This window comes from Cytobacillus luteolus (assembly GCF_017873715.1).
Classification (GTDB): Bacteria; Bacillota; Bacilli; order Bacillales; family Bacillaceae_L; genus Bacillus_BV; species Bacillus_BV luteola.
Genome location: NZ_JAGGKM010000003.1, coordinates 611,549 through 638,117 on the forward strand (window position 1 = coordinate 611,549; position 26,569 = coordinate 638,117).

Here is a 26,569-nt window from a genome sequence, read left to right on the forward strand (position 1 = left end):
CACTCCTTTCGTAAAAAACCTCTACCTCTATTCTAAAGGTCTTTTAGGGAAGTTTCTAGTTCAAAGAATTTTTCCTTTGATTTAATTGTTTCTTGATAACCTTCCTGCATTTGTTCCCCGTCACCATGTTCAAAGCCTTCAAGTAGTAGACCTAATCCTTCTGTGTACTCTGTTAATACAATCGTAATCTTTTTTTGTATAGCTAGTAATTTAGGTTCGCTAAAGGTAGAATTACTAATCTTTTCAACAACGATTAACGCTTCCTCATGTGCAATACTCATTGCATCAATTGCGCTTTCTAAATCGTCACCTTTTGCCATTTCTTCTAGTAAATAATCTAGTTCTCTCATAATTTGACCAGCCATTTGTACGTCGCGCGTGAATTCAGAGAGATCGTTTTGCTCACTTTTAACAGGTGAGGGTTGTTCTGTACGATTACTTATTGACTCTGAAGAATTGATAGATTTTGAAACCTGGTTATTAGTGAAAATTGTATATAGAACAAAACTTAATGCAATTGTATAAAGAATGTAAAACATCATTGATTTCACACTGATTCCTCCTATGCGCTTTTACTAGTAAATCTTATGTACAAGCTTTAGTTAATATGTTTATAGATAGGGTGGTTGGTTTATTTATTTGGAAAGAGGAGTAATTGAAACAGAAAAGGGAAAAACTGGAATTGAGAGTACCCAAAGAGTTGCAATGATACCCCTGAAAGGGAAAAACTGGTATTGAGAGTACCCAAAGAGTTGCAATGATACCCCTGAAAGGGAAAAACCGGTATTTAGAGTACCCAAAAAGCAGTAATGGTTAATCAGTTTAACGAAGAAGCTGCATTCTCACTCAACATTTTGATTGAAACACATCATTTTTTGAAGGTTTTACATAATGTAGCGAAGGAAATTTATGTTACGATACAAATTATGAAGTGATTATACTACTCTTCAACTAAATTTTCCGCTTGGGGGGTCTATTAAAAATGAAATTAAGAGTTTCCGCAGTGCAATATCACCTGCATACAATAAATAGTTTTAAAGAATTTGAAAATCAAGTTACGCATTATGTGAAAACAGCCGCTGAATTTAATTCAGATTTTATCCTTTTTCCTGAATTTATTACGACTCAATTAATGTCAATTGATTCGGAAAATGTTTTTTCATCAATTAATCAATTACCACACTATACAGAGCAATACTATAACTTATTTTCTTCTTTGGCTAAAGAAACAAACACACACATTATTGGTGGTACACATGTCATTGAGGAAAATGGGAAATTATATAATGTCGCTCATATGTTTTATCCGGATGGAAGAATTGGAAAACAACCGAAGCTTCACATAACACCAACTGAAGTAGACGAATGGAACATCACACCAGGGGAGGGTTTACAGATTTTCCCTACAAGTAAAGGTACTGTAGCTGTACTCACTTGTTATGATATTGAGTTCCCAGAAATCGTGAGAATGGCCAAAGCAATGGGGGCCGATGTAATCTTCTGTCCATCTTGTACAGATGATTCCCACGGTTTCCATCGTGTGCGCTATTCATGTCATGCTAGGACGATTGAAAATCAAGTATATGTTGTAACAACTGGAACAGTAGGTGCTTTACCAACAGTTGATTTTATGAGAGCAAACTATGGTCAGGCAGCAGTAATCACACCAAATGATGTACCATTCCCTCAACGTGGAATCATGATTGAAGGAGACATCAATAATGATATGATTGTCACTGCTGACTTAGATTTAGACCTTCTTTATGAGGTTCGTGAAAAAGGGTCTGTTACAACATGGCGTGACCGACGCGTGGATCTATATCCTGATTTTGAAGAACTTGTAAAACCTAAAAATGAATTAATTGGATAGGGGTGGTTTTGTGTATCGAAAAGAGTTATATCTCTATCAACAAGACACACCGATAAAAGCGATAGTTCGAAACTATATGAAAGAAGATTTTGATCAATTAATTGAAATTCAAAGAGAGTGTTTTCCACCGCCTTTTCCGTCAGATTTATTATGGAACGAAGAGCAATTAACAAATCACATTACTCTTTTTCCAGAAGGGGCCTTGTGTATAGAAATTGACGGTGAAGTTGTAGGATCTATGACAGGTCTTTTAGTAGATTTTGATCCTAATCACTCACAACATACATGGGAGGAAATAACAGACAGTGGTTATATTCGTACCCATAACTCAACCGGAAATACATTATATGTAGTCGATATAAGTGTAAAACCAGCATATCGAAAGTTAGATTTAGGTAAGTTATTAATGCAGTCTATGTATGATGTTGTCATTCATAAAGACCTTGATCGCCTGTTGGGGGGCGGAAGAATGCCGGGCTATCACCGGGTTTCAGAAGAGTTGAGTCCTCAGGATTATTTAAACAAGATAATTAGTGGTACGTTAAGAGACCCTGTAATTTCATTTCTATTACGATGTGGTAGAATGCCGGTAACACTTATTGAAAATTATCTTGAGGACGAAGAGTCTCTCAATTATGGAGTATTAATGGAATGGAGAAATCCATTTAAGTAAATGGTAGGTAGGAGGAAAAATTCATTGGAATATGTACAATTAACCGATATTAAAGATCCATTATTTGCACAAATGCACCAACTAATGCAAAAGATTTTCCCGAAAGAAGAAGTGCTAGACTTTGATTTGTGGGAAGGTCCATTACAAGATAATTCAATCCGTATTTTCGTAGCAGTTAATGAAGATGAAGTTGTTGGAGCAACTGAGTATCGCTATTATCCTGATACAAATATTGCAATGACAGATTTCACAATTATCGGAAAAGAAGGATTAGGAATTGGTCGATTTTTAGCTACTAAACGTTCAGAGGACTTAAAGCAACTTGCAAATGGTAAAGAAATTCTAGGGATGTTTGCAGAAATCTACAATCCTTACAAAGTAGAATCATTACCATTTGGTGAAGTATCGGTTATGAATCCGTTTGTAAGACGTGAAGTATTATCACACCTAGGCTATCAAAAGTTAAACTTTACCTATGTACACCCATCTTGGTTAAACGATGGTGAGGCAGTATCAGGTCTTGACTTATGCTTCTTACCATTCCAAGAAAACATCAAGTCCTTGGAAGGAAAGTTCATTGCGCAATTTTTAAAAACCTATTATAGTGTTTTATCCAATAAACCAGGACAATGGATTGAAATGGTGGAAGAATTAGAAGCAAGAGGATCTGTCGAGCTGTTACCAATTTAATATACGTAATATAAGCCTACTTAAGTGTTTTGAGTAGGCTTATTTTTTTAGAAATGGTACTATTATTTGTAATAAATTTGTTGGAAAGTGGTTTTGAAATGAGCTTACAGTGGGTTACGGTCTTAAATAAATATCGAGAACAAATGAATGGAAGTAAAGAAAGATCACGATTTATTTCCTTACATATTTTTGAAAAAGAATCTAGCTTTTCATTTTTCACAGAACAAGCGGGTATGTTATTTAATCATACAGGATCCTTGGAATATCAAATCGGTGATGACGAGTATAAAATACTTAACCAAGGAGAGCATCTTTTTTATCCAAAAGGAGTCACACTTACGATAGAGGTTAAAGAAGAGTGTTTTTGTACACAATTTTATTTAAAGAAAGAAATCATCGAGCAGTTTATCTGGTTACTTAAGCAATATGGAAACTACCCAACTTCAATTGAGAGTCAACCGTACAGAATTTGTATCTTCCAACAACCACAAACCAAACTCATTGACCATTTGCTGGAGGAGCAAATCCACTCTTACTTTGAGTTAAAGCAAGATCATGATTTTTTTATAAGTCTGTCTTTATGTAAAATCATGTATTATATTTTTCCGGATGAACACATGCTTTCGAAAATTGTTTATTTGGTAGAAACTCCTTTTTACCCAGAGGAAATTCAAAGGGTAGAAGCCTACATGCTTGAAAATTATCATCAACCTATTCGTATGAAGCAACTACTCGAAGTAGCAATGGTAAGTGAATCTAACTTAAATCGTTTATACAAAAAGCATTTTAACTTATCGCCGATGGAAAGGTTGACTGCGATCCGAATGGAGCAGGCTGCATTATTACTTAGGGATTCATCGACAACAATTACTGAAGTAGCTGTTCAGGTAGGATATCAAAGTATGTCCGCGTTTGTTCAGCAATTCAAGAAAAAATTTGGGGTATCTCCTAAAAAGTATCAGTCAAGTAAATAAAAGGATGTGTAAGCTATATGGAGGGTTTAAAACCTTTGAAAGGGCAGCATCATGTTTCTGCCATTACCGCAAATGCTAGTCAAAACTATCATTTTTATACGAAGATATTGGGCTTAAGGCTTGTAAAGAAAACAGTTAATCAGGATGATACCTCGATGTATCACTTGTTTTATGCAGATGAAAGAGGGAATCCGGGTACAGACTTAACCTTCTTTGAAATACCTAGAGCAGGACATACTTATTATGGAACAAACAGTATTTCTACAACTTCGTTACGAGTGCCAAATGATGCAGCTTTAGATTATTGGAAGAGTAGGTTTGAGGAATTTGGTGTTGAGTATGAGGAGGTTTCTCGTGCGACTGGGCGTGCAACGTTAGCTTTCAAGGATTTTGAAGGCCAAAGACTAGAGCTCGTTTCTGATGAACATAATCAAGGGGTAGAAGGTGGAAAGCCTTGGGACAAGAGTCCTGTACCGGTTGAACATGCGATTCTAGGGTTAGGTCCAGTTTATTTAACTGTAGAGGAAATTGAGAAAACCGCTAAAGTATTAACAGATGTATTAGGATACCGAAAAAAAGGGACGTATACATCGGAAGAGCGGTTTGAAGTAAGTATTTTTGAAACAGCAGAAGGTGGAACAGGGGCAGAAATTCATTTAGTAGAAAGAGCAGATTTGCCAAAAGAGAAGCCAGGCCGAGGAAGTGTACACCACGTGGCTTTTCGAGTCGAGAATCAAGAGGAACTAATGAAGTGGGTTCAATTACTAAAACAACTACGGATTCCGAGTTCGGGCTTTGTTGAACGGTATTATTTTAAATCACTCTATTTCCGAGAGCCAAATGGAATTTTGTTTGAACTAGCAACCGATGGACCTGGATTTGAAGGTGATGAACCGTTTGAAAGTCTTGGTGAGAAACTTGCACTTCCACCTTACTTTGAAGATCGCCGAGCAGAAATTGAAGCTCGTATAAAGCCTTTAGATACAAAAGAATAAATGGGTTGAAGTAACGCTGTCGTGGCGTTACTTTTTATTTTGTAATTGCATAAGATTCAATTCGCAATGGAAATATAGGCGTATGAGATACTTATTGATACCTATAATGACAGTTATGCTACTATTTTTGTTGCCGCATGACAGTAATGCCGACGAAATGGTAAGTGTAAAACTTCGTAATTACATTAAGGACACTTCAGAAATAACCTTTAAAATTTCAGGAGAGTATTTTTCACTAGATCCAACGATAATGTTAAAGGAAGGAGTTAAGTACAAGTTATCTGTAAAGGATGGAAAAATAACTGTGAAGGGTGATGGACAAACACAGGAACTTGGAAGTTCATTTGCTTTATTACCGGACACATACAATGTTCATCATTTTATCCATATAAACGACAGGCCATATCTTGGTGCGATGGAGTTCCTGGTTGAAGAAGGAAATATAATCCGACCTGTAAATCAACTCCCACTTGAAGATTATTTAAAAGGAGTTGTCCCGCATGAAGTTTATCCTTCATGGGAAATTGAAACTTTAAAGTCACAAGCACTAGCGGCAAGAACCTATGCAGCCTCTCATCTAGGAAAAGTTATTGATGATACAATTTCGTATCAAGTCTATGCTGGATATAGCTGGGATGATCGAACGACGGTTGCGGTTGTGGAAACAAAAGGTGAAGTTCTAACGCATAATAACCGGTTAATCGAAGCGTTTTACTCAGCAAGTAATGGTGGGATGACAGAGAATAACTCTCATGTTTGGGGAGGGGACTACATTAATTACTACCCAATAAAGAAAGATCCTTATGATCCAGTGAACCCGTGGGAGTTTACACTAAATCAAACTCAAATTGATTTAGCGGCTATTGATTTTGAGAATAAAGATTGGTGGGACAAAAGTAAGGAAAAGGATGAAGAAATTACGAACACAATGAAAGGGTGGCTGAAAAAGAATGGTTACCCAGGTGATTTGAAAATCCTTTCGATTCCAACCTTTTCATTATCTGAACAAAAGAACCAGTCAACAAGAGCTGAAAAGGGATCCTTGCAGATTGAGTTTTTACACAGATTATTTGATGGTACGATTATGATTGAACGAGCTGATTTGCAGGATCAAGAAATAAAGAACATTCGCCGGCTAATAGGTGGAAGCATTTTTAAAAGCTTTTTAATTGACTCACTGGCTCTTGAGGATGGGGTCTATACTATGAAGGGCAAAGGCTACGGACATGGTGTTGGAATGAGTCAATGGGGAGCTAGTGTGATGGGAGAACAAGGAAAAAGCTATAAAGAAATTCTCCAATTTTACTTTCCAGGTACGGAAATTACGAATATGCCGCAGAGTGAATCAAAAAAATAGCTGTAATTGGTGATCAAATTTTATAAAATTTGGTCTTTTTTTTGCTTTCATTCATGATGATTTTCTCAGTGAGGAAGAATATGGTAATATGAATATAAGTGAAACAATTGAAACATTCATAAAAGGCTAAAATGGATAAAGGGAGGAACTGATTTGTACGATAGTGTTATATCTACAATTTATACTGTATTCATTATATGGTTGGTATTCCTTGTGTTCCAAAGGGTTAACAATCGTTATCCCAAAACTAATCCCTGGAAAAAAGACATTTTACTAACTTTTGTTCAAAGTGTTGTCATTGTCTTAATAGTGCTTCCTATTTTATCCCTTTTTATTAAATAGGCTATGATTATCTTTATTTAGCATTTCAAAATCAGAAGACATTGGAGGTAGACTATTGAAAAAAACTCTTTTTATATTTTTCTTTTTTCTATTAATCTATAAATCTAATGTTCAAGCTTTAGATTGGGCTTACTGGTTTGTTGTTCATGATGGAAAGGTCTATGAAGTAAAGGAACAAGAAAGCATATCAGCTAGTGAATTAGGTGAATTAATCGGAGAAGTGGAAACTCAAGCAGATGATTATACAGGTGATTATTATGGGGATGCGTCTAACTATTATAAAATTGGTACTCGTTATTTTGAAATAACAGGTGTACCAATTAAAAATGCAATAGCCGTTGAAACAGGACCAAATTCCTATACTAAAGCTGTTTATATACATGATGTACCACTAGAAAAGCAACTTAGTATTTTCAATGTTAGCCTCTGGATTATAGTGGGAGCTGTTTTCTTTGTTATGCTATTTATTGTCGTATTAATTTCAAAACAAAGGTAAATTTGATACCATTTCAAAATTTCAGGTAAATAAAAAAAGACGAATTCACAATAAATTCGTCTCTTTTTCATCTAAAAACCTATTAGTTCATCCTAATACTTACTCCTCAAACCAAAACATAGCTACAGTGCCTTCTCCTGCATGAACAGCTAGTGAAGAACTGATTTCTCCAATGACTACATCAATGCCTGGTATAGCTTCTTCAATACTTTTCTTTAAATCTATTGCCTTTTCTAGAACATTCCCGTGCATGATTCCTACCTGTTTAACAGTATGTTCTTCATTTGATTGTTTCAATAGCTCAATTAACTTATTTGTCGCTTTCTTTTCAGAACGGACACGATCAAATAATCCTAATTCGCCTACATTGTTAATCGAGAGAATTGGTTTAATTTGAAGTAGGTTTCCTAGTAAAAATTGAGCACCGGACATTCTTCCACCTTTGTACAATTGTTCAAGTTTACCTAGTAAGATTAAATTCTTTCCCTTAGTTACATGATTTCTGAGTTCAGCTGCTATTTCCTTAACATCCTTATTTTCTTCAGCTAACTGCAGTCCTTTATTAATAAGTTCTGTGATTCCATAGGAAAGAGAAAGGGAATCTACCACTTCAACATCAAACCCAGCTTGGTCTTTTCCAGCAGTAGAGCTTGATATTGTACCACTTAATTTATTCGATACATGAATGGCTATCGCATGATCATAGTCCTTTTTTAGGTTTTCATATAAGTCTGCAAATTTACCAATAGAAGGCTGAGAAGTTTTAGGTACTTCTTTATTGTTACGAATAATGTTGTATAGCTCCTCAGAGGACAAGTTAACCCCATCTTCATACTCATGACCCTCCGAAATAACGACAATAGGAGCTACGTATACATCAGGGTGATTCAGTAGTTCTTCCGTCAAATAAGCTGTACTATCAGTTACAAAAGCAATTTTCTTCTTTTCCATACAGGCTTTCATCCCCTTCAAAAATCAACTAATTATAGTATACTTGATATCTCTGAAAATACCAATACCAACTGTTAGTAACAGGTACTATTTTTTGAAAATAATGACCTCTTTTATTTAATTCGGTATCATTTTAGAGGGTATATAACTACCAGTATGGGAGATACTCACATAGCGCATGAAAAAAGACGTTTTAACATAAAATGTTAAAACGTCTCTAATTAGTTAGTATTTATATTGTAATAGAACGCAAAAAATGGTATTATAAATTGTATTTACCCTACAAATGGTAAATTTGTCAATATTTATCCTATTTTAATTTTACAACATATCTTGGTGGTTGTCAAACCTTTTTTAAGGAGTGGTTGTGTGACTGAAAAAAATAAGAATTGGATCGTGGAAGAGGAAAGAATTAATCAGATTAAAAATGTTATTTTATCAAAGATGGAAAGTCTCAAGGGGAATACTGGAGATTTAAAGGGTGACATTATCGACCTGAGAAACACCTTTTGGGATGATGTGAAAGTCAATTTAGATGGTTCTGATGAGATTTCTGAAACCTATTTAAGCATAAAACAGCAAGCTGAACTATTATCTGAGCGTGAACGCAGTCACAGGTTATTTCATAAGCAGTTAAAAACACTTTCGAGATTAAAGGATTCACCGTATTTTGGAAGAATTGATTTTTTAGAAGAAGGTGAAAAGGTTTCAGAACAGATTTACTTAGGTATTTCTTCCTTAATGGATGAAAACGACGAACAATTTCTTATTTATGATTGGCGTGCACCAATCTCTAGCCTTTATTATGATTTTTCTCCAGGTAAAGCTCATTATGAAACAATGGATGGAACGGTGGAAGGTGAAATGGAGCTTAAACGCCAATTTATCGTACGCCAGGGAAATTTAAAAGCGATGTTTGATACGGGCGTTACAATTGGAGATGACCTACTAAAAGAAGTATTAAGCAACCAGTCAGACAACCAAATGAAAAGCATTGTTGCAACGATTCAAAAAGAACAAAATCAAATTATTCGAAGTGAAGGGAAGTATTATTTAATTGTTCAAGGTTCGGCCGGTAGTGGAAAGACGTCTGCAGCTCTGCAAAGGGTAGCTTATCTATTGTATCGCTATAGAGGAACATTAAGCTCTGATAATATCATGTTATTTTCACCAAATCCTTTATTTAATAGCTATGTGTCGACTGTTCTACCTGAACTAGGGGAAGAAAACATGGAACAGACTACATTTCAAGAATACTTAGTAAACCGAATTGGTGATAAGTTTACTGTTGAAGATGCTTTTTCACAGATGGAATTTCTTTTAACTAGCCAAGAACAAAGCCGAGAATTTGAAACTAGACTTGCCGGTATTCGTTATAAAGCAAGCTTAGAATTTAAAGATTTAATTGATAAATATATTGAATTATTAAGTGAAGAGGGTCTTCGTTTTCGTGATCTTCGTTTTAAAGGAAGAGTACTCGTATCTTCAGTAGAAATAAGTAATTATTTCTATAGCTTAAATAAAAATAGTTCAATTCAAAGTAGAATGATGGATGTTGTTGATTGGCTTTTGAAAGAACTCCGAACAGAGGAAAAGAAAGAACAAAATAAAGATTGGGTTATAGAAGAAGCTGAACTTATGAGTCCAGAAGACCATTTGAAGATTTATAAAAAATTGCAGAAACAAACAAGGTTTACGGAAGATACTTTTGATGATTTTGAACGTGAACAGAGGTTGATAGCAAAGGTCATTGTTAAAAGGTATTTCAAACCATTAAATGAGTCAGTGAAGTCACTTCGGTTCATTGATTTAGAATCAATGTATTTAGATTTGTTTGTTCAAAATAAAGACAATGATTCTGCCACGTATCCACAGGATTGGAAGGGAATTTGCAATCAAACGATAAATAGATTAAAAGATGGTACCTTAGCATTTGAGGACACAACCCCTTTCATTTACCTACAGGATCAACTAGAGGGACAGAAGTCAAATACAATGATACGACATTTGTTTATAGATGAAGCACAGGACTATTCACCGTTTCAGTTGGCTTTCTTTAAACAGTTATTTCCTAAGAGCAGAATGACAATATTAGGTGATGTGAATCAAGCCATATTTGCACATTCCATCTCTTCTCCGACCTTATTATCTACTGAATTATATAAAGATGAGAAGGTAGAAAAGATTACACTTACTCAAAGCTATCGCTCAACTAAGGAAATTATTGAATTCACGAAAGGAATCGTGAGTGGTGGAGAAGAAATCAAACCTTTTAATAGAGCAGGTAGTAAGCCAACTGTGCTGGAACTAGAGTCCTCAGCTTCCATGAGAGAAGTGATTTTAGATAAGATTAAAGCATTAAAAGATGCAGGACATGAAACAGTTGCGATTATTTGTAAAACAGCCACTGAAAGTGAAGAGGTTTATAAAGAGTTAAATTCTGAGATCACTATAAAACTCATGAAAAAAAATACCTCAACCTTTGATAAAGGAGTTCTGATACTCCCAGCTTACCTAGCAAAAGGAATTGAATTTGATGCGGTCTTAATTTGGGATGCGTCTGACACTAACTATCACAAAGAATATGAGCGAAATCTCTTTTATGTAGCATGTACGCGGGCGATGCATGAATTGCACTTATACTCACTAGGGAAGATGAGCCGATTTATTGCAAATACGAGCACTACTTCGTATGATTTAGTAGAAGTACGAGTATAAGATTTAGTAGTGAAAGGAAGTTGTGAATCGTGGAGCGCAATATAAAGTCAGTTAAGACAGTACACCATAAACAGCAAAGTCCAACGCATAAAGTTGGTTTAATAATAGAGCCTGGAAATTGGGTAGAATATGATCCATTTTTAATCTTAGCAGAAGATTGGTTTCAAAAGGGAACCTTCGATTTACATCCTCATCGGGGGATAGAGACTGTCACTTATGTGATTGAGGGTCGTCTAGAGCACTTTGATAATAAGGCTGGTAAGGGTGAGCTATTACCTGGTGATGTTCAATGGATGACAGCAGGAAGTGGAGTTATCCATAGTGAAGACCCAGCTGAAGGGGAAACCGTTCATTCCCTTCAGCTTTGGGTGAACCTTCCAGCTAATAAGAAGATGACAGAACCCCGTTATCAAAATATGAAGGCCAGTGATATGCCAGTATTTGAAAAAGAGGGAGCATTACTACGTATATTTTCGGGTTCATCGAATGGAGTTACATCTCCAACCCTAAACCATACGCCAGTTACCTTTGTTGAAATGAACCTTGAGGCTGGAGTAGACGTAAGACAAGAGTTACCGGGAAACTATAACGGGTTTTTGTATGTATTAGAGGGACAAGGAACATTCGGTTCAGATCATACCGAAGGCCGAGCTGGACAAGTCTTGTTCTTAGAAAATGTTGAATCGGATGAAGGATCATTCATTACTGTCCGAGCAGATCAGCAGTTAAAGGTTCTCCTTTATGCTGGACAGCCAATTAAAGAGCAAGTAGTAGCAAGAGGACCATTTGTCATGAACACAGAAGAAGAAGTCCGTCAGGCTTATAAGGATTATATGGACGGGAAGTTTGTGTAATAGAAGTAGAATCAAAAATTTATGGAGATTCAGAAGCACACTAGTTAATTTAACTAGTGTGCTTTAAAGTATTTCTTGAAAATATTTAAGGAATCTAGAAATGTTAAAATATAAATAAAGGGGGATGACTATGAAAATAAGAAAAGCAATTTTAAAGGATGCAAAGGCGATTGCTAAAGTCCATGTTGATAGTTGGAGAACAACATATGCAAACATCTTCCCTGCAGATTTTTTGGATGATTTATCTTATGAAAGTCGTGAACAACTGTGGCTTCAGGGTATCCCTGATGGAATTGTTTATGTAGCAGAAGATAATAGTGGTGAAATCGTTGGATTTATATCGGGAGGAAAGGAAAGAAGTGGGAAATATGACGGTTTTGACGGTGAGTTATATGCAATTTATATACTTGAAGACTATCAAGGTAAAGGAATTGGGAAGGCACTAGTGAAACCACTTATAAAAGATTTAAAAGAGATTGGATTGAATGCTATGCTTGTTCTTGTATTAGAAGATAATCCAGCATGTTCTTTCTATGAAGCACTTGGGGGAAAAAAGCTAGACACAATGGAAGTTGAAATTGCAGGTAAGAAGATAAAAGAAGCAGTATATGGATGGGAAGATAGTAAGGTTATAGGTTAGTTAAGAAATATAAAAACAAAGTTAATCTTCTAAAGTTTTTTACATAAAGTGTTGTGGAGTATTCCTAGCTTAGGAATACTCCTGTTTTTTTACATGTATAACGAAAAATAATATTTATTTATTGAATTACGATAATATATAAAGTAAAATCAAAGTGATTAAATTTTTGTTATGTGCAAATCGGAGGTGCATTATATGAGAGCACTAAAACAACTCGTTCATTTTGGCTGGGAGCAGGCGTTATCGTGCTTGTTTCCCGTCGTGATTTTCGTCTCCTTGGCTATTACCCAAATTGTATCGCTTCCCTTCCTGCCGCGATATGACTGGCTGCTCATCATCTGCCTTCTAATGCAGTGGTGGATGCTGCGTTCAGGACTTGAAACACGTGATGAATTAAAGGTGATTACTCTGTTCCACCTTATTGGGCTAGCGCTTGAACTTTTTAAGGTTCATATGGGCTCTTGGTCTTATCCGCAGGAAGGCTTTTTCAAAATTGCTGGAGTGCCTTTATATAGTGGATTTATGTACGCAAGTGTAGCGAGTTATCTGTGCCAGGCGTGGAGGAGACTTGATGTTGAATTGGTTAAATGGCCTCCGTTTTTCGTAGTTGTCCCACTTGCAGCAGCAATTTATTTGAACTTTTTCACTCATCATTATTGGATCGATATTCGTTGGTGGTTGACTGGACTTGTCATTATCGTCTTTTGGCAATCATGGGTCTCATATGAGATTGCTGGAACGCGATATCGTATGCCAATTGTACTCTCTTTCACGTTAATCGGATTTTTCATATGGATAGCTGAAAATATTGCGACGTTCTTTGGTGCCTGGGAATACCCAAACCAAACTGAAGCATGGAGTCTTGTTCATTTGGGAAAGGTGAGTTCATGGCTTTTATTAGTGATTGTTAGCTTTCTAATCGTAGCCACATTAAAGCTCGTTAAAGGAAAAAGTGCAACTAAGATTACTACTAGTCAATTTTTATGATAGTAAAACTCCTCTAAAAAAGTTGTTTCCTTAGAATTATAAGGAGACAACTTTTTAGTTAAAGAGTGTCAGAGTAACTATTGGAGTTAAACATATATTCTTTTGTCCTTTATTTACTTGATTATTTAGAGCTATTCAAATTAAATGTAACACCAGTTAGTTGTTCGGAGACATCCCACAATTGCTTCATTGTATTTTTGTTATAAACATCCTTCTGAGGAGTTTGAATCGTTGGATTTCCTTTGCGATTTCCTAAGCCGTCAGGACCTATAAATTCTCCACCTTTTAATGTTTCGTCCGTTGCTGCCATAATAATTGGAAGTGCTCCTTTAGAGGCTGGTTGTGCAATAAGTTTCATAATTAGCTTAATAAACCATGGAGTTTTTTCATTTCCTAGATTAAATAAATTAGTAGAAGAAATACCAGGATGAGCAGCTAAACTTTTTGTTTTGTAATTAGCTTCTTTTAAACGATAGTCAAGTTCTTTTGCAAATAGGAGGTTTGCGAGTTTACTCTGACAATAAAACTTCATTGCCTTATAGCCTTTCTTACCATCCAAATTATCAAAGTCAATTTTTCCATTTCGGTAAGCTATGGAGCTTAGCGTAATAACACGTGGATTTGCTCCTTTTTCTAAAAGGGGTAGAAGTAGAGTAGTTAAAGTAAAATGACCGAGATGGTTACAACCAAATTGTAGTTCAAAACCTTCTTCTGTTTTTGAGTAAGGAGGGATCATTACACCAGCATTGTTAATTAATAAATCCAATGTTTTATATTTTTCTGAAAAACTTCTAACAAAGTCGTGGACCGTCGATAAATCTGCTAGATTAAGATAAAAAAGATCAATTTCTGCTTTTGGATAGAATGTTAGCAATTCTTCTTTTGCTTTCTTTCCTTTTTCCATATTGCGAATGGCCATTACTACTCTGTATCCCTCGGTAACAAAGTATTTACAAGTTTCAAGACCTAACCCACTGTTAGCTCCTGTTATAACAACGGTTTTTGACATCATCTGACACCTCTTTTCACAACAATCTATATCCTTCAATTAGACTGTAATCAGTATTTTAAGACTATCCATTAATTTTAACAGTTTTGACATTTAAATACTAAAAAATTGTGCTAAGGTTACATAAGAGTATCTTTCTTGCTTATAAAATTTGACAGGATTTTTAAACTTATAAAAAAAAGTAGAAAAACATCGTTTCTCCGTGTAAAATTTAATCAAAAAATAACATCCATTTTGAATTATAGGAGGAAACTAGTCCAAAATAAGAACTAAATTAGCCTGATTTGTTATAAATGATCTAAGATTTCCACCACTATATTAATTTGAAAAGGTTGATGCAAGTTGACAATGGATGCTCACGATATAACAATTAAAGAGCCAACGATTTTTAATCATATTGGAAATAAAATCAAAACTGATGATAGAGAGATTAACATCATAGCGAGACTAGAAGAACCACTTGTTGTCATTTTAGGTAATGTACTAAGTGATGAAGAGTGCGATCAATTAATAGAGTTCTCAAAAAGTAGAATTCAGCGTTCTAAAATAGGAAATGCACGAGAAGTAAATGAAATGAGGACGAGTAGCGGTACTTTTTTGGAAGAAGGAGAAAATGATATCGTTGCTAGAATAGAGAAGAGAATTTCTCAAATCATGAATATCCCTGTTGATCATGCCGAGAGTTTGCACATCCTTAATTATGAAGTTGGGCAAGAGTACAAGGCGCATTTTGACTTTTTCGCATCTACAAGTAAGGCCGCAAGTAATCCAAGAATTAGTACACTCGTTATGTACTTGAATGATGTAGAGCAAGGAGGAGAAACCTATTTTCCAAAACTGAACTTCTCCGTATCTCCTCAAAAAGGGATGGCAGTCTATTTTGAGTATTTTTATAATGATGCAGCTTTAAACGATCTGACGTTACATGGTGGTGCACCGGTAATTGTAGGAGATAAGTGGGCTGCAACACAATGGATGAGAAGACAAAGGGTAAGATAAAAAGATTATTTCTATAAATTATAAGCCGTGCTCTAGAGGAGTATGGCTTTTTAATGTTGAAATAAACATGTATGTCTTAAGGGGGATGTTAGGATGGAATTACAAGAGAAATTTGTACAATCAGTCCGAATGTATTTCAATCTTCAAGGAGAAAAGTGGTTGAGTAGACTTCCTGAAATCATCCAATACTGTGAAAATAAGTGGAATTTACAGATGGAAGAACCATATGCTCTTTCAATTAATTATGTTGCGCCAGCTGTTATGGAAAATGGAAGCGAGGTAGTAGTGAAGATCTGTATTCCTGGTAAAGGGTTTCAAGACGAACTAGCAGTATTGCGGTTATATAATGGAAAAGGCATGGTTAAGCTTATCGAATATGACCAAGATAATGGTATTTTCATTCTAGAAAAGTTAACACCAGGAGGTACCCTTGCCGAGGTACATGATGATGAGGAGGCCTGTCGGATTGCGGCAAATGTTGTTAGGAAGTTATCAGTAGTAGCTCCAAAAAATTGCAAAATACCATCCGTTAAGGCGAGAGAGGATAATCTAAGAGAAATTGTTGAGAAACATCCTAATGGTATCGGTCCTTTTTCAAAAAAAACTCTTGAAAAGGCACTGAATATTTTTACATATCTAAACAACACTACAACTCAGCAATATCTTCTTCATGGTGATTTTCATCATTATAATGTACTTTCTTCAGAGAACAACCATTGGACAGCAATTGACCCTAAGGGCTTAATTGGAGAAATTGAGTATGATTTGATTCAATATATGTTAAATAAGCTCCCTGAAAACAATGCTTATGATGTAATTAAAAAAAGAGTGGAGATTTTTACTGAGGAATTAAATTTAAGTGAACAAAGACTTTTACTTTGGGGTTATTGCCATACGGTATTATCAACCTCGTGGAGTGTTGATGATAAAGATAACTATGAGACTAGTTTTTTTCAAGGAGTAGCAATATTTGAAAAGCTTTATGAAGAACAGTTTGGATATATAGATGAAATAGAGACATGGAGTGAATAAATAAAGGATAGACTAACTTAACTATCCAAGAAGAGATTAGAGAATTAATAAGCCAGGTCGATTCTTCTTGAAAATACAGTTGGTACCTTAAAGTATGGCTCCCAAACACAGAAGGTCTGGAATCGCTGTTTATTTATGCTGACCTATTCGGGTATTAAGAAAGTAATCGAACTTGAGACTAATCTTCTTGTGAACAGAAAATTAAAGTTGTCCTAAGGAATACCAGCTTCCTAAGGATAGTTAGCTCTTGTATAATTACCTCTTGATAAAAATTGTAAGCGTTGTCATACTCATAGTAAAGGGGGAGTTACACAGTGACGGAAAACAAAAGCAGCCAACCAGAAACAAAAGAAGGAATACATAAAGATTTTACAAATGATATGACTTACGGTGATTATCTTCAATTAGATAAAATATTATCGAGTCAGCAGGGATTATCAGGTCACCATGATGAAATGTTATTTATTATCATCCATCAAGCAAGTGAATTGTGGATGAAGCTTATTTTACATGAGATGAATGCAGCGAAAGAGAGCATATTACGAAATGAACTTGAACCAGCTTTTAAAATGCTATCAAGGGTATCAAGAATACAACAGCAGCTAATCCAGTCATGGGATGTATTATCAACACTAACGCCCGCTGAATATATGGAGTTTAGAGAAAAGCTAGGGCGTTCATCTGGTTTTCAATCCTTTCAAAATCGTTTAATCGAATTTACTTTAGGGCATAAAAAAGAGGGAGTATTATCTGTATACAAACATCAGCCAGAATTATATGAGATTTTACAGTCGGCTTTAGAAGACAAAAGTATTTATGATGCAGCCATTCTTGCTATGTCTAAACGAGGATTAGGCATTGATGCAGAATGTTTAGATCGAGACTGGACGGAAGATTATACAGTGAATACGAGTGTTGAAGAGGCGTGGTTAACCGTATACCGGGATGTAAATAAATACTGGGATTTATATGAACTTGCAGAAAAGTTAGTTGATATCGAAAATAAACAACAGCTTTGGCGTTATAACCACATGATTACTGTAGAACGAATTATAGGGCATAAGCCTGGTACAGGTGGATCAGCAGGAGTCTCTTATCTGAAGCAAGTGATTGAACACCGCTTTTTCCCTGAGCTTTGGAGTATACGAACAAAACTATAAATGATGAAGGAGATGGAAAAATGAATCCTATTAAGGATCACATCAAAGAAAATTTAGATGTTTTATTTGTTGGTTTTAATCCTAGTATCCGCTCATCCGAAACAGGACATCATTTTTCCAATCCAAACAATCGCTTTTGGACGATTTTACATAAAGCAGGCATAACACCGAGAAAATACGATACCACTGAGGACTATAAGTTGCTGGATTTAGGCTATGGGCTTACCAATATTGTTGCTAGACCAACAAAGGCAGCAGATGAAATAACGAAAGAAGAGTATTTAGAGGGAAGTAAGGAATTAAAACGAAAATTTGCCTATTATAAACCAAAGATTGTTTGTTATGTTGGAAAAGGAGTCTACCAAGAGTTAAGCGGGAAAAAGAAAATTCCTTGGGGTGCTCAGGAGGAATCAGTTGTACCCGGAACCATTGACTTTGTTGCACCATCGTCTAGTGGATTAGTTCGAATGAAAATTGATGAAATTGTTGAGATTTATAAGGGGTTGAAGGACATTTTGTGATGAATTTGCTGCTTTTCCAGTTTATTGTAACCGGAGGCAGCTTTTTTGGTGTAGAATTTAGGTTAACAGACCAATAAAAAATTATAAGATTCTAGTACTATCAAATTATTCGTCTAGTCGTATAAGAAATTCGTCTATATTGGAATATATTCGCGGAAGTTTAAATATTCTCGTCTACAGCCCTAAAATATTCGTCTAACAAAATAAATATTCGTCTTACTCTAAATAGCAATTTCTATTCCGATAAAGGAGCGATACACCGTATGAAAAAACTACTTATTGCAGACCGTGATCACAATGAACGAATTGGCATTCAGTGGCTAGTTTCTTCTTATTCGCTCCCGTTTGACAAAATTTTTTTAGTTGAAAATATAGAAGACTTAGTCGTGACATTAGAGAATGAACTCCCAGAATACGTAATCATTGAGCTAGATATGATTCCATCTAACCAGTGGGCTCGTATTAAGAAGCTCGTTCAACGCTATTCGAAACAAATCATTGTAACCACAACGGAAAGAACGTTTGAGCGTGCTGTGCAAGCTGTGGAGATTCAGGCTAGTAATCTCCTAGTTAAACCACATTCACCAGAATTCATCCGTAAAACATTATATAAGTGCCTTCACGATCAAACAAGTGTGGCAAAAGAATATAACCCCAGTAAGGCCACTTTCTCAAATATGGTAAGCTACCAATCACTTTTTATCGAAGAGGCTCCAAAAGGCAAACCGTATCAACTATGTATTTTGCAAATGGAAAATAAATACAGCATACTCTTACTTAGACATTTTTTACAAGAATACGAGTTTTCAATTAGGCCGGTGATCCTTCCATTAACAGACATCGTTGTATGTGTATTTGAAGATGAAAACCCTCAAATTAGGCAAGAATTGAATCTTCTATTATTAAATTGGAATGAACGCTATGAAGAGCCATTGGCTATAGTGCTACACTCGTTGTCGGACGAAAGTTTGTCACTTCGCCAAATGTATATCCAAGCCCGTCATGCTCTTGAACTAACATTTTATAAAGGATACAGACAAATAATTAGCATTGATGAGGAGTGGAAATGGGGAAGAGTTGAACCGTTCCTAAGTCCAACTGAACAAAGAGATTGGATTGAAATGCTTCACAACAATAACCACGAACAAATGAAAACTTGGATGTACCAAGAATTCCTAAATATACACGAACCCTATCCAGAGCCTGGTTTAATAAGGACAAGGCTGACAAGTATATTAGCTCAGATTCGCAGATTTATGAAAACGTATGGACTTGATCAAGATTTATATGAGAAGCACTATCATCAGGTGTTTGAAACGATTCTGTATAGTCCAGTACTGCATAGAATAGTTCAAGAGATTCTGCTCTTTATCTATCAACTATTAGAAGGTGTGATTAGGCATCAAGAATCATCCAAAATGGATGTGATTGAACGTGGAATTCAGTATGTTGAAACTCATTTTCGTGATAAAACCTTATCCTTACAAAAAGTGGCTGAGTTCGTTGAGCGCAGTCCAGCTTATTACAGTCACTTACTTGTAAAAAAGCATGGTCTATCTCTTAGTCAGCTAATAACAAACAGTAGAGTGAAGGAAGCTAAAAAACTACTACTAGAAACACAGCTAAATATCCAAGAAATTGCAGCAGAATCTGGCTTTGCAAACGGTAACTATTTTAGCCGTATTTTTAAAGAACAAACAGGCATGACTCCTAGTGACTTTCGAAAACAAGGTTATCAGAATAATAGAATTCATTGATATAGAAAAAGGAGTGAAAAAATGACATCGTTACAACCAATAAAGAGAGGCAAGTTAAGAATCTATCTAGGGAAGAAGTATTACCGGATGAAACGCTATGCCCAGTGGTATACGGGAGATAAAAAGTATGCCCTGAAAAAAGAGTCATCAAGGTTGCCAAATATAATATTTACTCATAACACGCTCTTATTACGTCAACTCAAAGATGTTGATATGTGGCTCCAACATAACAAGATTAAGAATCTAGCAATCGCAATTAAGCAACTAAATACGATTGTGATCAAACCAGGTGAAACCTTTTCTTATTGGCGCTTAATCGGGAACACTACTAAAAGAAAAGGTTATGTGGATGGAATGATTCTTCATTACGGAAAAGTTACAACAGGTGTGGGAGGGGGACTGTGTCAGTTATCAAACCTTATCTATTGGATGACACTACATACACCACTTACTGTTACGGAGCGGTACAGACACAGCTACGATGTATTTCCGGACTCCAAAAGAAGTCAGCCGTTCGGAAGTGGAGCAACCTGTGCTTTTAATTATCTAGATTTGCAAATAAAAAACGAAACAAACCAATCATATCAACTTATTGTCTACTTAACACACACCCACTTGGTCGGAGAATGGCGAGCAGAATACCCTAAAACAAGAACATACGAAGTCTATGAAAAGGAACACAGCATCACAGCTGAGTATTGGGGAGGCTATGTAAGACAAAATACAATCTATCGAAAAGTCTACAACATAGAAAAAGAATTAATTGATGATGAATTCATAGCAGAAAATCGCGCTATCATGATGTATGAGCCTTTTCTTGAAGATAAACAATCGACCGGAACAAAGTAGAAACAGAGTAACTTAAGTGCTCTTTTTCTGCTTTTATTTTTTGTTTACTTAAAAGTTAATAGTTAATCTTTATATATTTTTATAAAAATTGAAAAGCCAAAAATTACAATTGACCGTCTAATAAGTATAAAGGAAAAATAAGTAGGTGATTCACATCAATATTCAATTAGTGAAAAAGGCGCAAAAAGGTAATGAAGATGCCTTTTTGGAGCTTTTTCAAATGTATGAAGTAGATCTTTACAAAACAGCATTTGTTTATTTGAAAAATAAAGAAGAGGCACTAGATGCTGTACAAGAAACGGCGTATCGTTCTTTTAAGTCAATTAATAATCTTAAAGAACCTAAGTATTTTAAAACGTGGATTATCAGAATTGTGATAAGTTGTTCCATGGATATTTTAAGAAAGCGTCAAAAAGTAGTTTATCTATATCCTGAATATGAAGAAACAGTGAAGGATACGGAAGAAGATGATATCCCACTGTCATTGACACTTAAAGACTTAGTGGAGAATTTAAATCATCAAGAAAAAGGAGTCATTGTATTACGCTTTTATTATGATTATACACTTAAAGAAATTGCAGAAATTCAAGATCTCCCTCTAGGAACGGTTAAGACTATATTGTACCGTTCATTGAAGAAACTAAGGCAGTATGCAAAGGAGGGTCAACTATATGAGCAATGAAATTAAAAGACAACTTGATAAAATTGAGATTCCACAGGAGCTACACCAAAGAGTAAAGGTAGGTGTGGAGCATGCAAAAAGTGAGGCAAAGGCTAATAAACGAGGAATGTTTAAGAACAGAAAAATTCTTAGTGCATCGATTGCGGCGATCCTTCTCTTTTCTGCAACATTTTTTCATACAGAGGTATTAGCAGCTGTAAAAAAAGCACTTCAATTTGTGCCAGGGATTGGTCTCGTTCAAGAAGATGATGTACCAATGGAAAGATATATATTACAAAACCCTGTGACAATGAATGTGGGCAATGGAATTGTTGTTGTAAATGGTTTGATGGTGGATGAAAAAATGACAATCGTAGAAGTTGAAGCAAAGCGCATTCCTTCAAAACAGACCCTGTCTATTATAAATAGGGATGGTCATGAAATTAAACTATCTGATGCAAGTACAATTACATCATCTGGGGAGTGGAAAGCTACCTATTGGCATGATGGTCCTATCAATATTTCTGAAGAAATCCAGCTAGTCTTAGGTGGCAATAAAAAAATTGTTATTCCTATTACTCTTGAAAAAGCTAAAACGTATGAGAGCTTAAATGATTTAGGTGAGGTTTCAAGTGTAAGGGGAGTTGAAATAATAGCTATCCCTCAGCGGGTTGAGGATAAAGTAAGAGTTAGTTTTGTATCACAGCACCCGAAAGATTTTAGAATTGATCAGTATGGAATACATCAAATGTATGCAAGGGAAGAAAAGTCACTTTCGGTTAGTGACAACAAAGGCCGGGAATATGCGGTAGAACAAGTATCAGGTTTCTTAGACCCAAGTGAATTTTATTTTACATTAGAAAAAGACGATGTGGAGCGCTATGTCGTTGAAATTCCAGAAATATATGTTAGTTACTCAGACGAGAAACAGGTAAGGCTAGATATTCCAGAAGATGAAGCAACCCTAGATGTACATTTTACCTTGTCAGAATTTCCAGTTCGGTTAACTAAAATAAAGAGGATAGAAGATAATAAAGTTCGACTCTATGTAGATGTTAATTTTACCGAACAAACTAACAAGCTTTTGCACAATTTTAGAATAATGGAATTGAGTCATATGGCCAAAATGAATGAAGATAGTGGTGAAGTATTATACTTCGAATTTGCTATCGAACCTCCTAAAAACAAGGTGAAATTAACATTTGGTGAACCACAAGTACTTATTAAAGGTCCATGGACATTTGAATTACCAGTTGGAAAATATAAACTTGCGGAATAAGCTATTTAAGAAAAAAGACCGAATCTTTAGAATCGGTCTTTTTTCTTAAACCCAAATTTCCCTAAAAAACGATGAAATGGACATTTTGATAACGATGTATCATCATCATGTAAAAAGTATTGTTTCCACTCGTAATTGTCTTCTTTTCCGTAGCTATTTAAATCAGGGTGAACAGGGATACTATCGTATTTTTCAATTCTTTCACGGATTTTCGTTTTAATTTTCCCTGCTAAATGAGGGTTAGCATTAAATTCTTCAAGGACCCATCTTGGAGTAATTGCAAGTACAAAATAAGGAAAATTCCTACTTAACCGGTTTGTATGGGCAGGAGTACCACAATACATAAATAGCTTTTCCTGATTAAAGCAGAATTCCCAAACAGGGTCATGAGGATCAATTGGTATATTCTCTGGCCATTCACATTCATCTAACTCACCTAATCCATTTAACTGCTTCCAAAATAATTCCTCAAATTCTTCAACAGTATATTGAGTTTTCAGCTCTTCTGGTGTCTCGAAAAACACAATCAATGATGTATATTTACCTAAATCTCTATATTTAGCAGAGTAATCACGAAGAAGCCCAGCCAAATCTTTAGTAGATTCCGAGGACCTAGGATCTGAAACAAATCCATAGCAAAATTGTCCAAGTGAATGTCCCTGTGTTGCAGGGATGCATGGGAAAGGTCTATCTGTATCCTTTAACTTATGATCAAACAAATCTATGGCACTTCGTTGCCATGGAAGAAGGGAGACTTGATGTTTTTGTGAGTCTGTAACTAATCCTTTGATGGTCATCACCTCCAATTGCTCCTATAAGTTATGCTTTCAGTAAACTATTAGGTAATTGTCCTAAGAAAACTGGGCACCTCTTTCAATTTTGTATAAGGAAAATGTGTGAGATAAGGACTTGCCAGTAAGAATAAACATTAATGAGGGAGGTGTATGCATGCATCAATGGAGCAGCCGTTTTAAGAAATACTTATACAATGACTTAACCAATGATACGCTGAAATATTACGAAGCTTACTCAAAGACCACTAGGCTAGTGATAGGAGCTATGTTAGCCACCTTAGCTGCTATTTTTCAGTCAGCAGGAGTGTTCAGTGGAATAGGATATACTCTTTCTGTATTAACGACCTTACCGATTGTCGTGTCTACAATTATTTCAATAAAAAATGGGCTACTTACATATTTACTAACGATTTTCTTACTTACCATTATTCAGCCAAGTGAATTATTTGTGTTTCCCTTTACGACTGGATTATTGGGACTAAGTCTAGGAATAGGATTACGGTATTTCAAAAATCGGTTAGTGGTTGTAAGTATTGGATCACTAAGTCTATCCGTTGGCATCCTGATTTTGTTGTACGGTATCAAGTTCCCGATATTAGGTCCAGCAGTGAGTTCTACCATTGATGGGGTGATCATGCTTTACATTGTTCTCTTTACGTTTTTCTATAGCCTTATTTGGATGTTGATAAGTACGTACGGACTTGGAATGATGAACAAGGTATTTTTAAGGAGAACTTCCTCTGAACTATGTGGAGAGAAGATAACGAAAAACTGAGTGGATGACCTATGAAGGTTCTCACTCTTTTTTTATTTTTTGAAAGAATCAATAGAAAGTATAGTAATCTATAAATTTTATATAAAAAATATAAAATATGGTTAGATGTTTATTCAAAATCAAAAAATATCATAGAAATTCGCTGCTTTGTTATGTTTTTATCACTCGTTATTCACGATACACTTTAACTATCAGAATATTTAAAAAGGGTGATAAAGGATGCAAACAAATGAAACAGGTAAACGCAAAATTGTAAATTACTCAGGATCAGAACTTCACGCAAAGGGTTGGATTCAAGAGGCTGCATTACGCATGCTAATGAACAATTTAAATGAAGATGTGGCTGAACGACCTGAAGATTTAGTTGTTTATGGTGGCATTGGTAAGGCAGCTCGAAACTGGGATAGCTATGACGCAATTGTGAAAACGCTTCATAATTTAGAAAACGATGAAACATTACTAGTTCAGTCAGGTAAACCCGTTGCTGTTTTTAAAACACACACTGATGCACCAAAAGTATTAATTGCGAATTCGAATTTAGTTCCTGCTTGGGCAAACTGGGATCATTTTAACGAATTAGATAAAAAAGGCTTAATGATGTACGGTCAAATGACGGCAGGTAGCTGGATTTATATAGGGAGTCAAGGGATTGTCCAAGGAACCTACGAAACCTTTGCAGAGTGTGCCCGCCAACATTTCAACGGAACATTACAAGGAACAATTACATTAACGGCTGGATTAGGTGGCATGGGTGGAGCTCAACCTCTTGCGGTAACGTTAAATGAGGGTGTTTGTATTGCTATTGAGGTAGATCCTACACGTATTCAACGCCGATTAGATACGAAATACTTAGATATAATGACTGAAAATTTAGATGAAGCAATTCAAATGGCATTAGAGGCGAAAAAAGAAGGAAAGCCACTTTCAATTGGGCTATTAGGGAATGCTGCTGAACTACTTCCAGAAATGCTTGAAAAAGGCTTTATCCCAGATGTGTTAACAGACCAAACATCAGCACATGACCCACTAAATGGGTACACTCCGGCTGCTATGACTTTAGAGGAAGCGGCTGAGTTGAAAAATCGTCATCCGCAAGCTTATGTAGAAAAAGCAAAACGAAGTATTGCGACACATGTACGTGCCATGCTGGATATGCAAAAGCAAGGTGCTGTTACATTTGATTATGGCAATAACATTCGCCAAGTAGCAAAGGATGAAGGTGTTGAAAACGCGTTCGACTTCCCAGGATTTGTCCCAGCGTATATTCGCCCTCAATTTTGCGAAGGAAAAGGTCCTTTCCGTTGGGTAGCCTTATCTGGAGATCCTGAAGATATTTATAAAACAGATGAAGTGATTCTTCGAGAATTTAGTGATAACGAACATCTTTGCAAGTGGATTAAAATGGCACAGGAAAAAATTCAATTCCAAGGACTACCTGCAAGAATTTGCTGGTTAGGCTATGGAGAGCGTGCCAAGTTTGGAAAAATCATCAATGACATGGTTGCTAGTGGAGAGCTAAAAGCACCAATTGTTATCGGTCGTGACCACCTTGATTCAGGTTCTGTTGCTTCACCAAATCGTGAAACAGAGGCAATGATGGATGGAAGTGACGCAGTCGCTGATTGGCCAATTTTAAATGCATTAATTAATAGTATTGGTGGAGCAAGCTGGGTATCAGTTCATCATGGCGGTGGAGTAGGTATGGGTTACTCACTACATGCTGGTATGGTGATTGTTGCAGATGGAACGAAGGAAGCCGAAAAACGTCTTGAGAGAGTGTTAACAACTGATCCAGGAATGGGTGTAGTCCGCCATGCTGATGCTGGTTATGACCTTGCAATTAAAACAGCGAAGGATAAGGGGATTAAAATTCCGATGTTAGATTAGTAGTTTAGTTGAAATAGTTTGGGGGCATATCAGTTTATGTGACCTCTTTTGAAGACAAAGCAATGGTAGAGGGCTCATAAATTAGTTTATGTGACCTCATTTGCCGAAAAAACAAAAGTAGAGGGCTCATAAATCCATTTATGTGACCTCACTTGCTGAAAAAACAGAAGTAGAGGGCTCATAAATCCATTTATGTGACCTCACTTGCCGAAAAAACAAAAGTAGAGGGCTCATAAATCCATTTATGTGACCTCACTTGCTGAAAAAACAGAAGTAGAGGGCTCATAAATCCATTTATG

25 protein-coding genes are annotated in these 26,569 nt (G+C 35.8%); 21 read left to right on the top strand and 4 right to left on the bottom strand.

Annotation, left to right across the window (positions count from 1 at the left end):
- Positions 1 to 32: 32 nt before the first annotated feature.
- A complete protein-coding gene (locus tag J2Z26_RS11880; protein WP_193538764.1) occupies positions 33 to 551 on the bottom strand; it encodes a hypothetical protein in 519 nt (172 codons plus the stop codon).
- A gap of 431 nt (positions 552 to 982) precedes the next feature.
- On the opposite strand from J2Z26_RS11880, the gene J2Z26_RS11885 reads away from it, so the two are divergent.
- The 7 genes from J2Z26_RS11885 (at position 983) to J2Z26_RS11915 (ending at position 7,397) form a co-directional block, all read left to right on the top strand.
- A complete protein-coding gene (locus J2Z26_RS11885; protein WP_193538762.1) occupies positions 983 to 1,870 on the top strand; it encodes a carbon-nitrogen hydrolase family protein in 888 nt (295 codons plus the stop codon).
- Between the two features lie 10 nt (positions 1,871 to 1,880).
- Positions 1,881 to 2,543 carry a GNAT family N-acetyltransferase gene (locus J2Z26_RS11890; RefSeq protein ID WP_193538760.1) on the top strand — a complete coding sequence of 221 codons (663 nt, stop codon included), beginning with the start codon at positions 1,881 to 1,883 and terminating at the stop codon, positions 2,541 to 2,543.
- Between the two features lie 24 nt (positions 2,544 to 2,567).
- Positions 2,568 to 3,233: a GNAT family N-acetyltransferase gene (locus J2Z26_RS11895; RefSeq protein WP_193538758.1), complete on the top strand. Its 666-nt coding sequence runs from the start codon at positions 2,568 to 2,570 to the stop codon at positions 3,231 to 3,233.
- 98 nt (positions 3,234 to 3,331) lie between these two features.
- Positions 3,332 to 4,207 carry a helix-turn-helix domain-containing protein gene (locus J2Z26_RS11900; protein WP_193538756.1) on the top strand — a complete coding sequence of 292 codons (876 nt, stop codon included), beginning with the start codon at positions 3,332 to 3,334 and terminating at the stop codon, positions 4,205 to 4,207.
- A gap of 17 nt (positions 4,208 to 4,224) precedes the next feature.
- Positions 4,225 to 5,202, top strand: a complete 978-nt coding sequence (locus tag J2Z26_RS11905; RefSeq protein WP_193538754.1) for a ring-cleaving dioxygenase — start codon at positions 4,225 to 4,227, stop codon at positions 5,200 to 5,202.
- 82 nt (positions 5,203 to 5,284) lie between these two features.
- Positions 5,285 to 6,559 carry a SpoIID/LytB domain-containing protein gene (locus J2Z26_RS11910; protein WP_193538752.1) on the top strand — a complete coding sequence of 425 codons (1,275 nt, stop codon included), beginning with the start codon at positions 5,285 to 5,287 and terminating at the stop codon, positions 6,557 to 6,559.
- Positions 6,560 to 6,956: 397 nt separating this feature from the next.
- Positions 6,957 to 7,397 carry a hypothetical protein gene (locus tag J2Z26_RS11915; protein ID WP_193538750.1) on the top strand — a complete coding sequence of 147 codons (441 nt, stop codon included), beginning with the start codon at positions 6,957 to 6,959 and terminating at the stop codon, positions 7,395 to 7,397.
- A 99-nt stretch (positions 7,398 to 7,496) separates the two neighbouring features.
- On the opposite strand, the gene J2Z26_RS11920 is transcribed toward J2Z26_RS11915, so the two are convergent.
- A complete protein-coding gene (locus tag J2Z26_RS11920; protein WP_193538748.1) occupies positions 7,497 to 8,348 on the bottom strand; it encodes a DegV family protein in 852 nt (283 codons plus the stop codon).
- Between the two features lie 369 nt (positions 8,349 to 8,717).
- Here J2Z26_RS11920 and helD point away from each other — a divergent pair, with 369 nt between their 5' ends.
- From helD to J2Z26_RS11940, 4 genes are all read left to right on the top strand, one after another.
- Positions 8,718 to 11,066, top strand: a complete 2,349-nt coding sequence (gene helD / locus J2Z26_RS11925; RefSeq protein WP_193538746.1) for an RNA polymerase recycling motor HelD — start codon at positions 8,718 to 8,720, stop codon at positions 11,064 to 11,066.
- A gap of 26 nt (positions 11,067 to 11,092) precedes the next feature.
- Positions 11,093 to 11,920 (top strand): pirin family protein, encoded by an 828-nt coding sequence (locus J2Z26_RS11930; RefSeq protein WP_193539714.1) that lies wholly within the window; start codon positions 11,093 to 11,095, stop codon positions 11,918 to 11,920.
- A gap of 130 nt (positions 11,921 to 12,050) precedes the next feature.
- Positions 12,051 to 12,560 (top strand): GNAT family N-acetyltransferase, encoded by a 510-nt coding sequence (locus J2Z26_RS11935; RefSeq protein ID WP_193538744.1) that lies wholly within the window; start codon positions 12,051 to 12,053, stop codon positions 12,558 to 12,560.
- 195 nt (positions 12,561 to 12,755) lie between these two features.
- Positions 12,756 to 13,547, top strand: a complete 792-nt coding sequence (locus J2Z26_RS11940) for a DUF817 domain-containing protein (RefSeq protein ID WP_193538742.1) — start codon at positions 12,756 to 12,758, stop codon at positions 13,545 to 13,547.
- 121 nt (positions 13,548 to 13,668) lie between these two features.
- Here J2Z26_RS11940 and J2Z26_RS11945 read toward each other — a convergent pair whose 3' ends face one another.
- Complete coding sequence (locus J2Z26_RS11945) at positions 13,669 to 14,556, bottom strand: oxidoreductase (RefSeq protein WP_227413818.1); 888 nt, start codon at positions 14,554 to 14,556, stop codon at positions 13,669 to 13,671.
- Positions 14,557 to 14,904: 348 nt separating this feature from the next.
- On the opposite strand from J2Z26_RS11945, the gene J2Z26_RS11950 reads away from it, so the two are divergent.
- The 8 genes from J2Z26_RS11950 (at position 14,905) to J2Z26_RS11985 (ending at position 22,814) form a co-directional block, all read left to right on the top strand.
- The gene (locus J2Z26_RS11950; protein WP_193539713.1) at positions 14,905 to 15,555 is read left to right on the top strand and encodes a 2OG-Fe(II) oxygenase; all 651 of its coding nucleotides are present in this window, start codon (positions 14,905 to 14,907) and stop codon (positions 15,553 to 15,555) included.
- 93 nt (positions 15,556 to 15,648) lie between these two features.
- A complete protein-coding gene (locus J2Z26_RS11955) occupies positions 15,649 to 16,587 on the top strand; it encodes an aminoglycoside phosphotransferase family protein (protein WP_193538739.1) in 939 nt (312 codons plus the stop codon).
- 314 nt (positions 16,588 to 16,901) lie between these two features.
- Positions 16,902 to 17,747, top strand: a complete 846-nt coding sequence (gene kynA, locus J2Z26_RS11960) for a tryptophan 2,3-dioxygenase (protein WP_193538737.1) — start codon at positions 16,902 to 16,904, stop codon at positions 17,745 to 17,747.
- Positions 17,748 to 17,767: 20 nt separating this feature from the next.
- Positions 17,768 to 18,268, top strand: a complete 501-nt coding sequence (locus J2Z26_RS11965) for a mismatch-specific DNA-glycosylase (protein WP_193538735.1) — start codon at positions 17,768 to 17,770, stop codon at positions 18,266 to 18,268.
- A gap of 263 nt (positions 18,269 to 18,531) precedes the next feature.
- Complete coding sequence (locus J2Z26_RS11970; protein ID WP_193538733.1) at positions 18,532 to 20,025, top strand: helix-turn-helix domain-containing protein; 1,494 nt, start codon at positions 18,532 to 18,534, stop codon at positions 20,023 to 20,025.
- Positions 20,026 to 20,046: 21 nt separating this feature from the next.
- Positions 20,047 to 20,874, top strand: a complete 828-nt coding sequence (locus tag J2Z26_RS11975) for a VanW family protein (RefSeq protein ID WP_193538731.1) — start codon at positions 20,047 to 20,049, stop codon at positions 20,872 to 20,874.
- Positions 20,875 to 21,019: 145 nt separating this feature from the next.
- Complete coding sequence (locus tag J2Z26_RS11980; protein WP_325168884.1) at positions 21,020 to 21,556, top strand: sigma-70 family RNA polymerase sigma factor; 537 nt, start codon at positions 21,020 to 21,022, stop codon at positions 21,554 to 21,556.
- Positions 21,546 to 22,814, top strand: coding sequence for a hypothetical protein (locus J2Z26_RS11985; RefSeq protein WP_193538729.1), 1,269 nt, complete (start codon positions 21,546 to 21,548; stop codon positions 22,812 to 22,814). The genes J2Z26_RS11980 and J2Z26_RS11985 overlap by 11 nt, the downstream gene beginning before the upstream one ends.
- A 26-nt stretch (positions 22,815 to 22,840) precedes the next feature.
- On the opposite strand, the gene J2Z26_RS11990 is transcribed toward J2Z26_RS11985, so the two are convergent.
- Complete coding sequence (locus J2Z26_RS11990) at positions 22,841 to 23,611, bottom strand: YqcI/YcgG family protein (RefSeq protein ID WP_193539711.1); 771 nt, start codon at positions 23,609 to 23,611, stop codon at positions 22,841 to 22,843.
- Positions 23,612 to 23,762: 151 nt separating this feature from the next.
- On the opposite strand from J2Z26_RS11990, the gene J2Z26_RS11995 reads away from it, so the two are divergent.
- Complete coding sequence (locus J2Z26_RS11995; protein ID WP_193538727.1) at positions 23,763 to 24,383, top strand: hypothetical protein; 621 nt, start codon at positions 23,763 to 23,765, stop codon at positions 24,381 to 24,383.
- Between the two features lie 219 nt (positions 24,384 to 24,602).
- Positions 24,603 to 26,270, top strand: a complete 1,668-nt coding sequence (gene hutU, locus J2Z26_RS12000) for a urocanate hydratase (RefSeq protein ID WP_193538725.1) — start codon at positions 24,603 to 24,605, stop codon at positions 26,268 to 26,270.
- Positions 26,271 to 26,569 lie beyond the last annotated feature (299 nt).

Excerpts from the sequence above, each read along its gene's own strand:
- J2Z26_RS11885 (WP_193538762.1), top strand. The coding sequence starts at position 983 with ATGAAATTAAGAGTTTCCGCAGTGCAATATCACCTGCATACAATAAAT.
- J2Z26_RS11900 (WP_193538756.1), top strand. The coding sequence starts at position 3,332 with ATGAGCTTACAGTGGGTTACGGTCTTAAATAAATATCGAGAACAAATG.
- J2Z26_RS11905 (WP_193538754.1), top strand. The coding sequence starts at position 4,225 with ATGGAGGGTTTAAAACCTTTGAAAGGGCAGCATCATGTTTCTGCCATT.
- J2Z26_RS11910 (WP_193538752.1), top strand. The coding sequence starts at position 5,285 with ATGAGATACTTATTGATACCTATAATGACAGTTATGCTACTATTTTTG.
- J2Z26_RS11920 (WP_193538748.1), bottom strand. The coding sequence starts at position 8,348 with ATGGAAAAGAAGAAAATTGCTTTTGTAACTGATAGTACAGCTTATTTG.
- J2Z26_RS11935 (WP_193538744.1), top strand. The coding sequence starts at position 12,051 with ATGAAAATAAGAAAAGCAATTTTAAAGGATGCAAAGGCGATTGCTAAA.
- J2Z26_RS11940 (WP_193538742.1), top strand. The coding sequence starts at position 12,756 with ATGAGAGCACTAAAACAACTCGTTCATTTTGGCTGGGAGCAGGCGTTA.
- J2Z26_RS11945 (WP_227413818.1), bottom strand. The coding sequence starts at position 14,556 with ATGTCAAAAACCGTTGTTATAACAGGAGCTAACAGTGGGTTAGGTCTT.
- J2Z26_RS11950 (WP_193539713.1), top strand. The coding sequence starts at position 14,905 with ATGGATGCTCACGATATAACAATTAAAGAGCCAACGATTTTTAATCAT.
- J2Z26_RS11955 (WP_193538739.1), top strand. The coding sequence starts at position 15,649 with ATGGAATTACAAGAGAAATTTGTACAATCAGTCCGAATGTATTTCAAT.
- J2Z26_RS11965 (WP_193538735.1), top strand. The coding sequence starts at position 17,768 with ATGAATCCTATTAAGGATCACATCAAAGAAAATTTAGATGTTTTATTT.
- J2Z26_RS11970 (WP_193538733.1), top strand. The coding sequence starts at position 18,532 with ATGAAAAAACTACTTATTGCAGACCGTGATCACAATGAACGAATTGGC.
- J2Z26_RS11975 (WP_193538731.1), top strand. The coding sequence starts at position 20,047 with ATGACATCGTTACAACCAATAAAGAGAGGCAAGTTAAGAATCTATCTA.
- J2Z26_RS11985 (WP_193538729.1), top strand. The coding sequence starts at position 21,546 with ATGAGCAATGAAATTAAAAGACAACTTGATAAAATTGAGATTCCACAG.
- J2Z26_RS11990 (WP_193539711.1), bottom strand. The coding sequence starts at position 23,611 with ATGACCATCAAAGGATTAGTTACAGACTCACAAAAACATCAAGTCTCC.
- J2Z26_RS11995 (WP_193538727.1), top strand. The coding sequence starts at position 23,763 with ATGCATCAATGGAGCAGCCGTTTTAAGAAATACTTATACAATGACTTA.
- hutU (WP_193538725.1), top strand. The coding sequence starts at position 24,603 with ATGCAAACAAATGAAACAGGTAAACGCAAAATTGTAAATTACTCAGGA.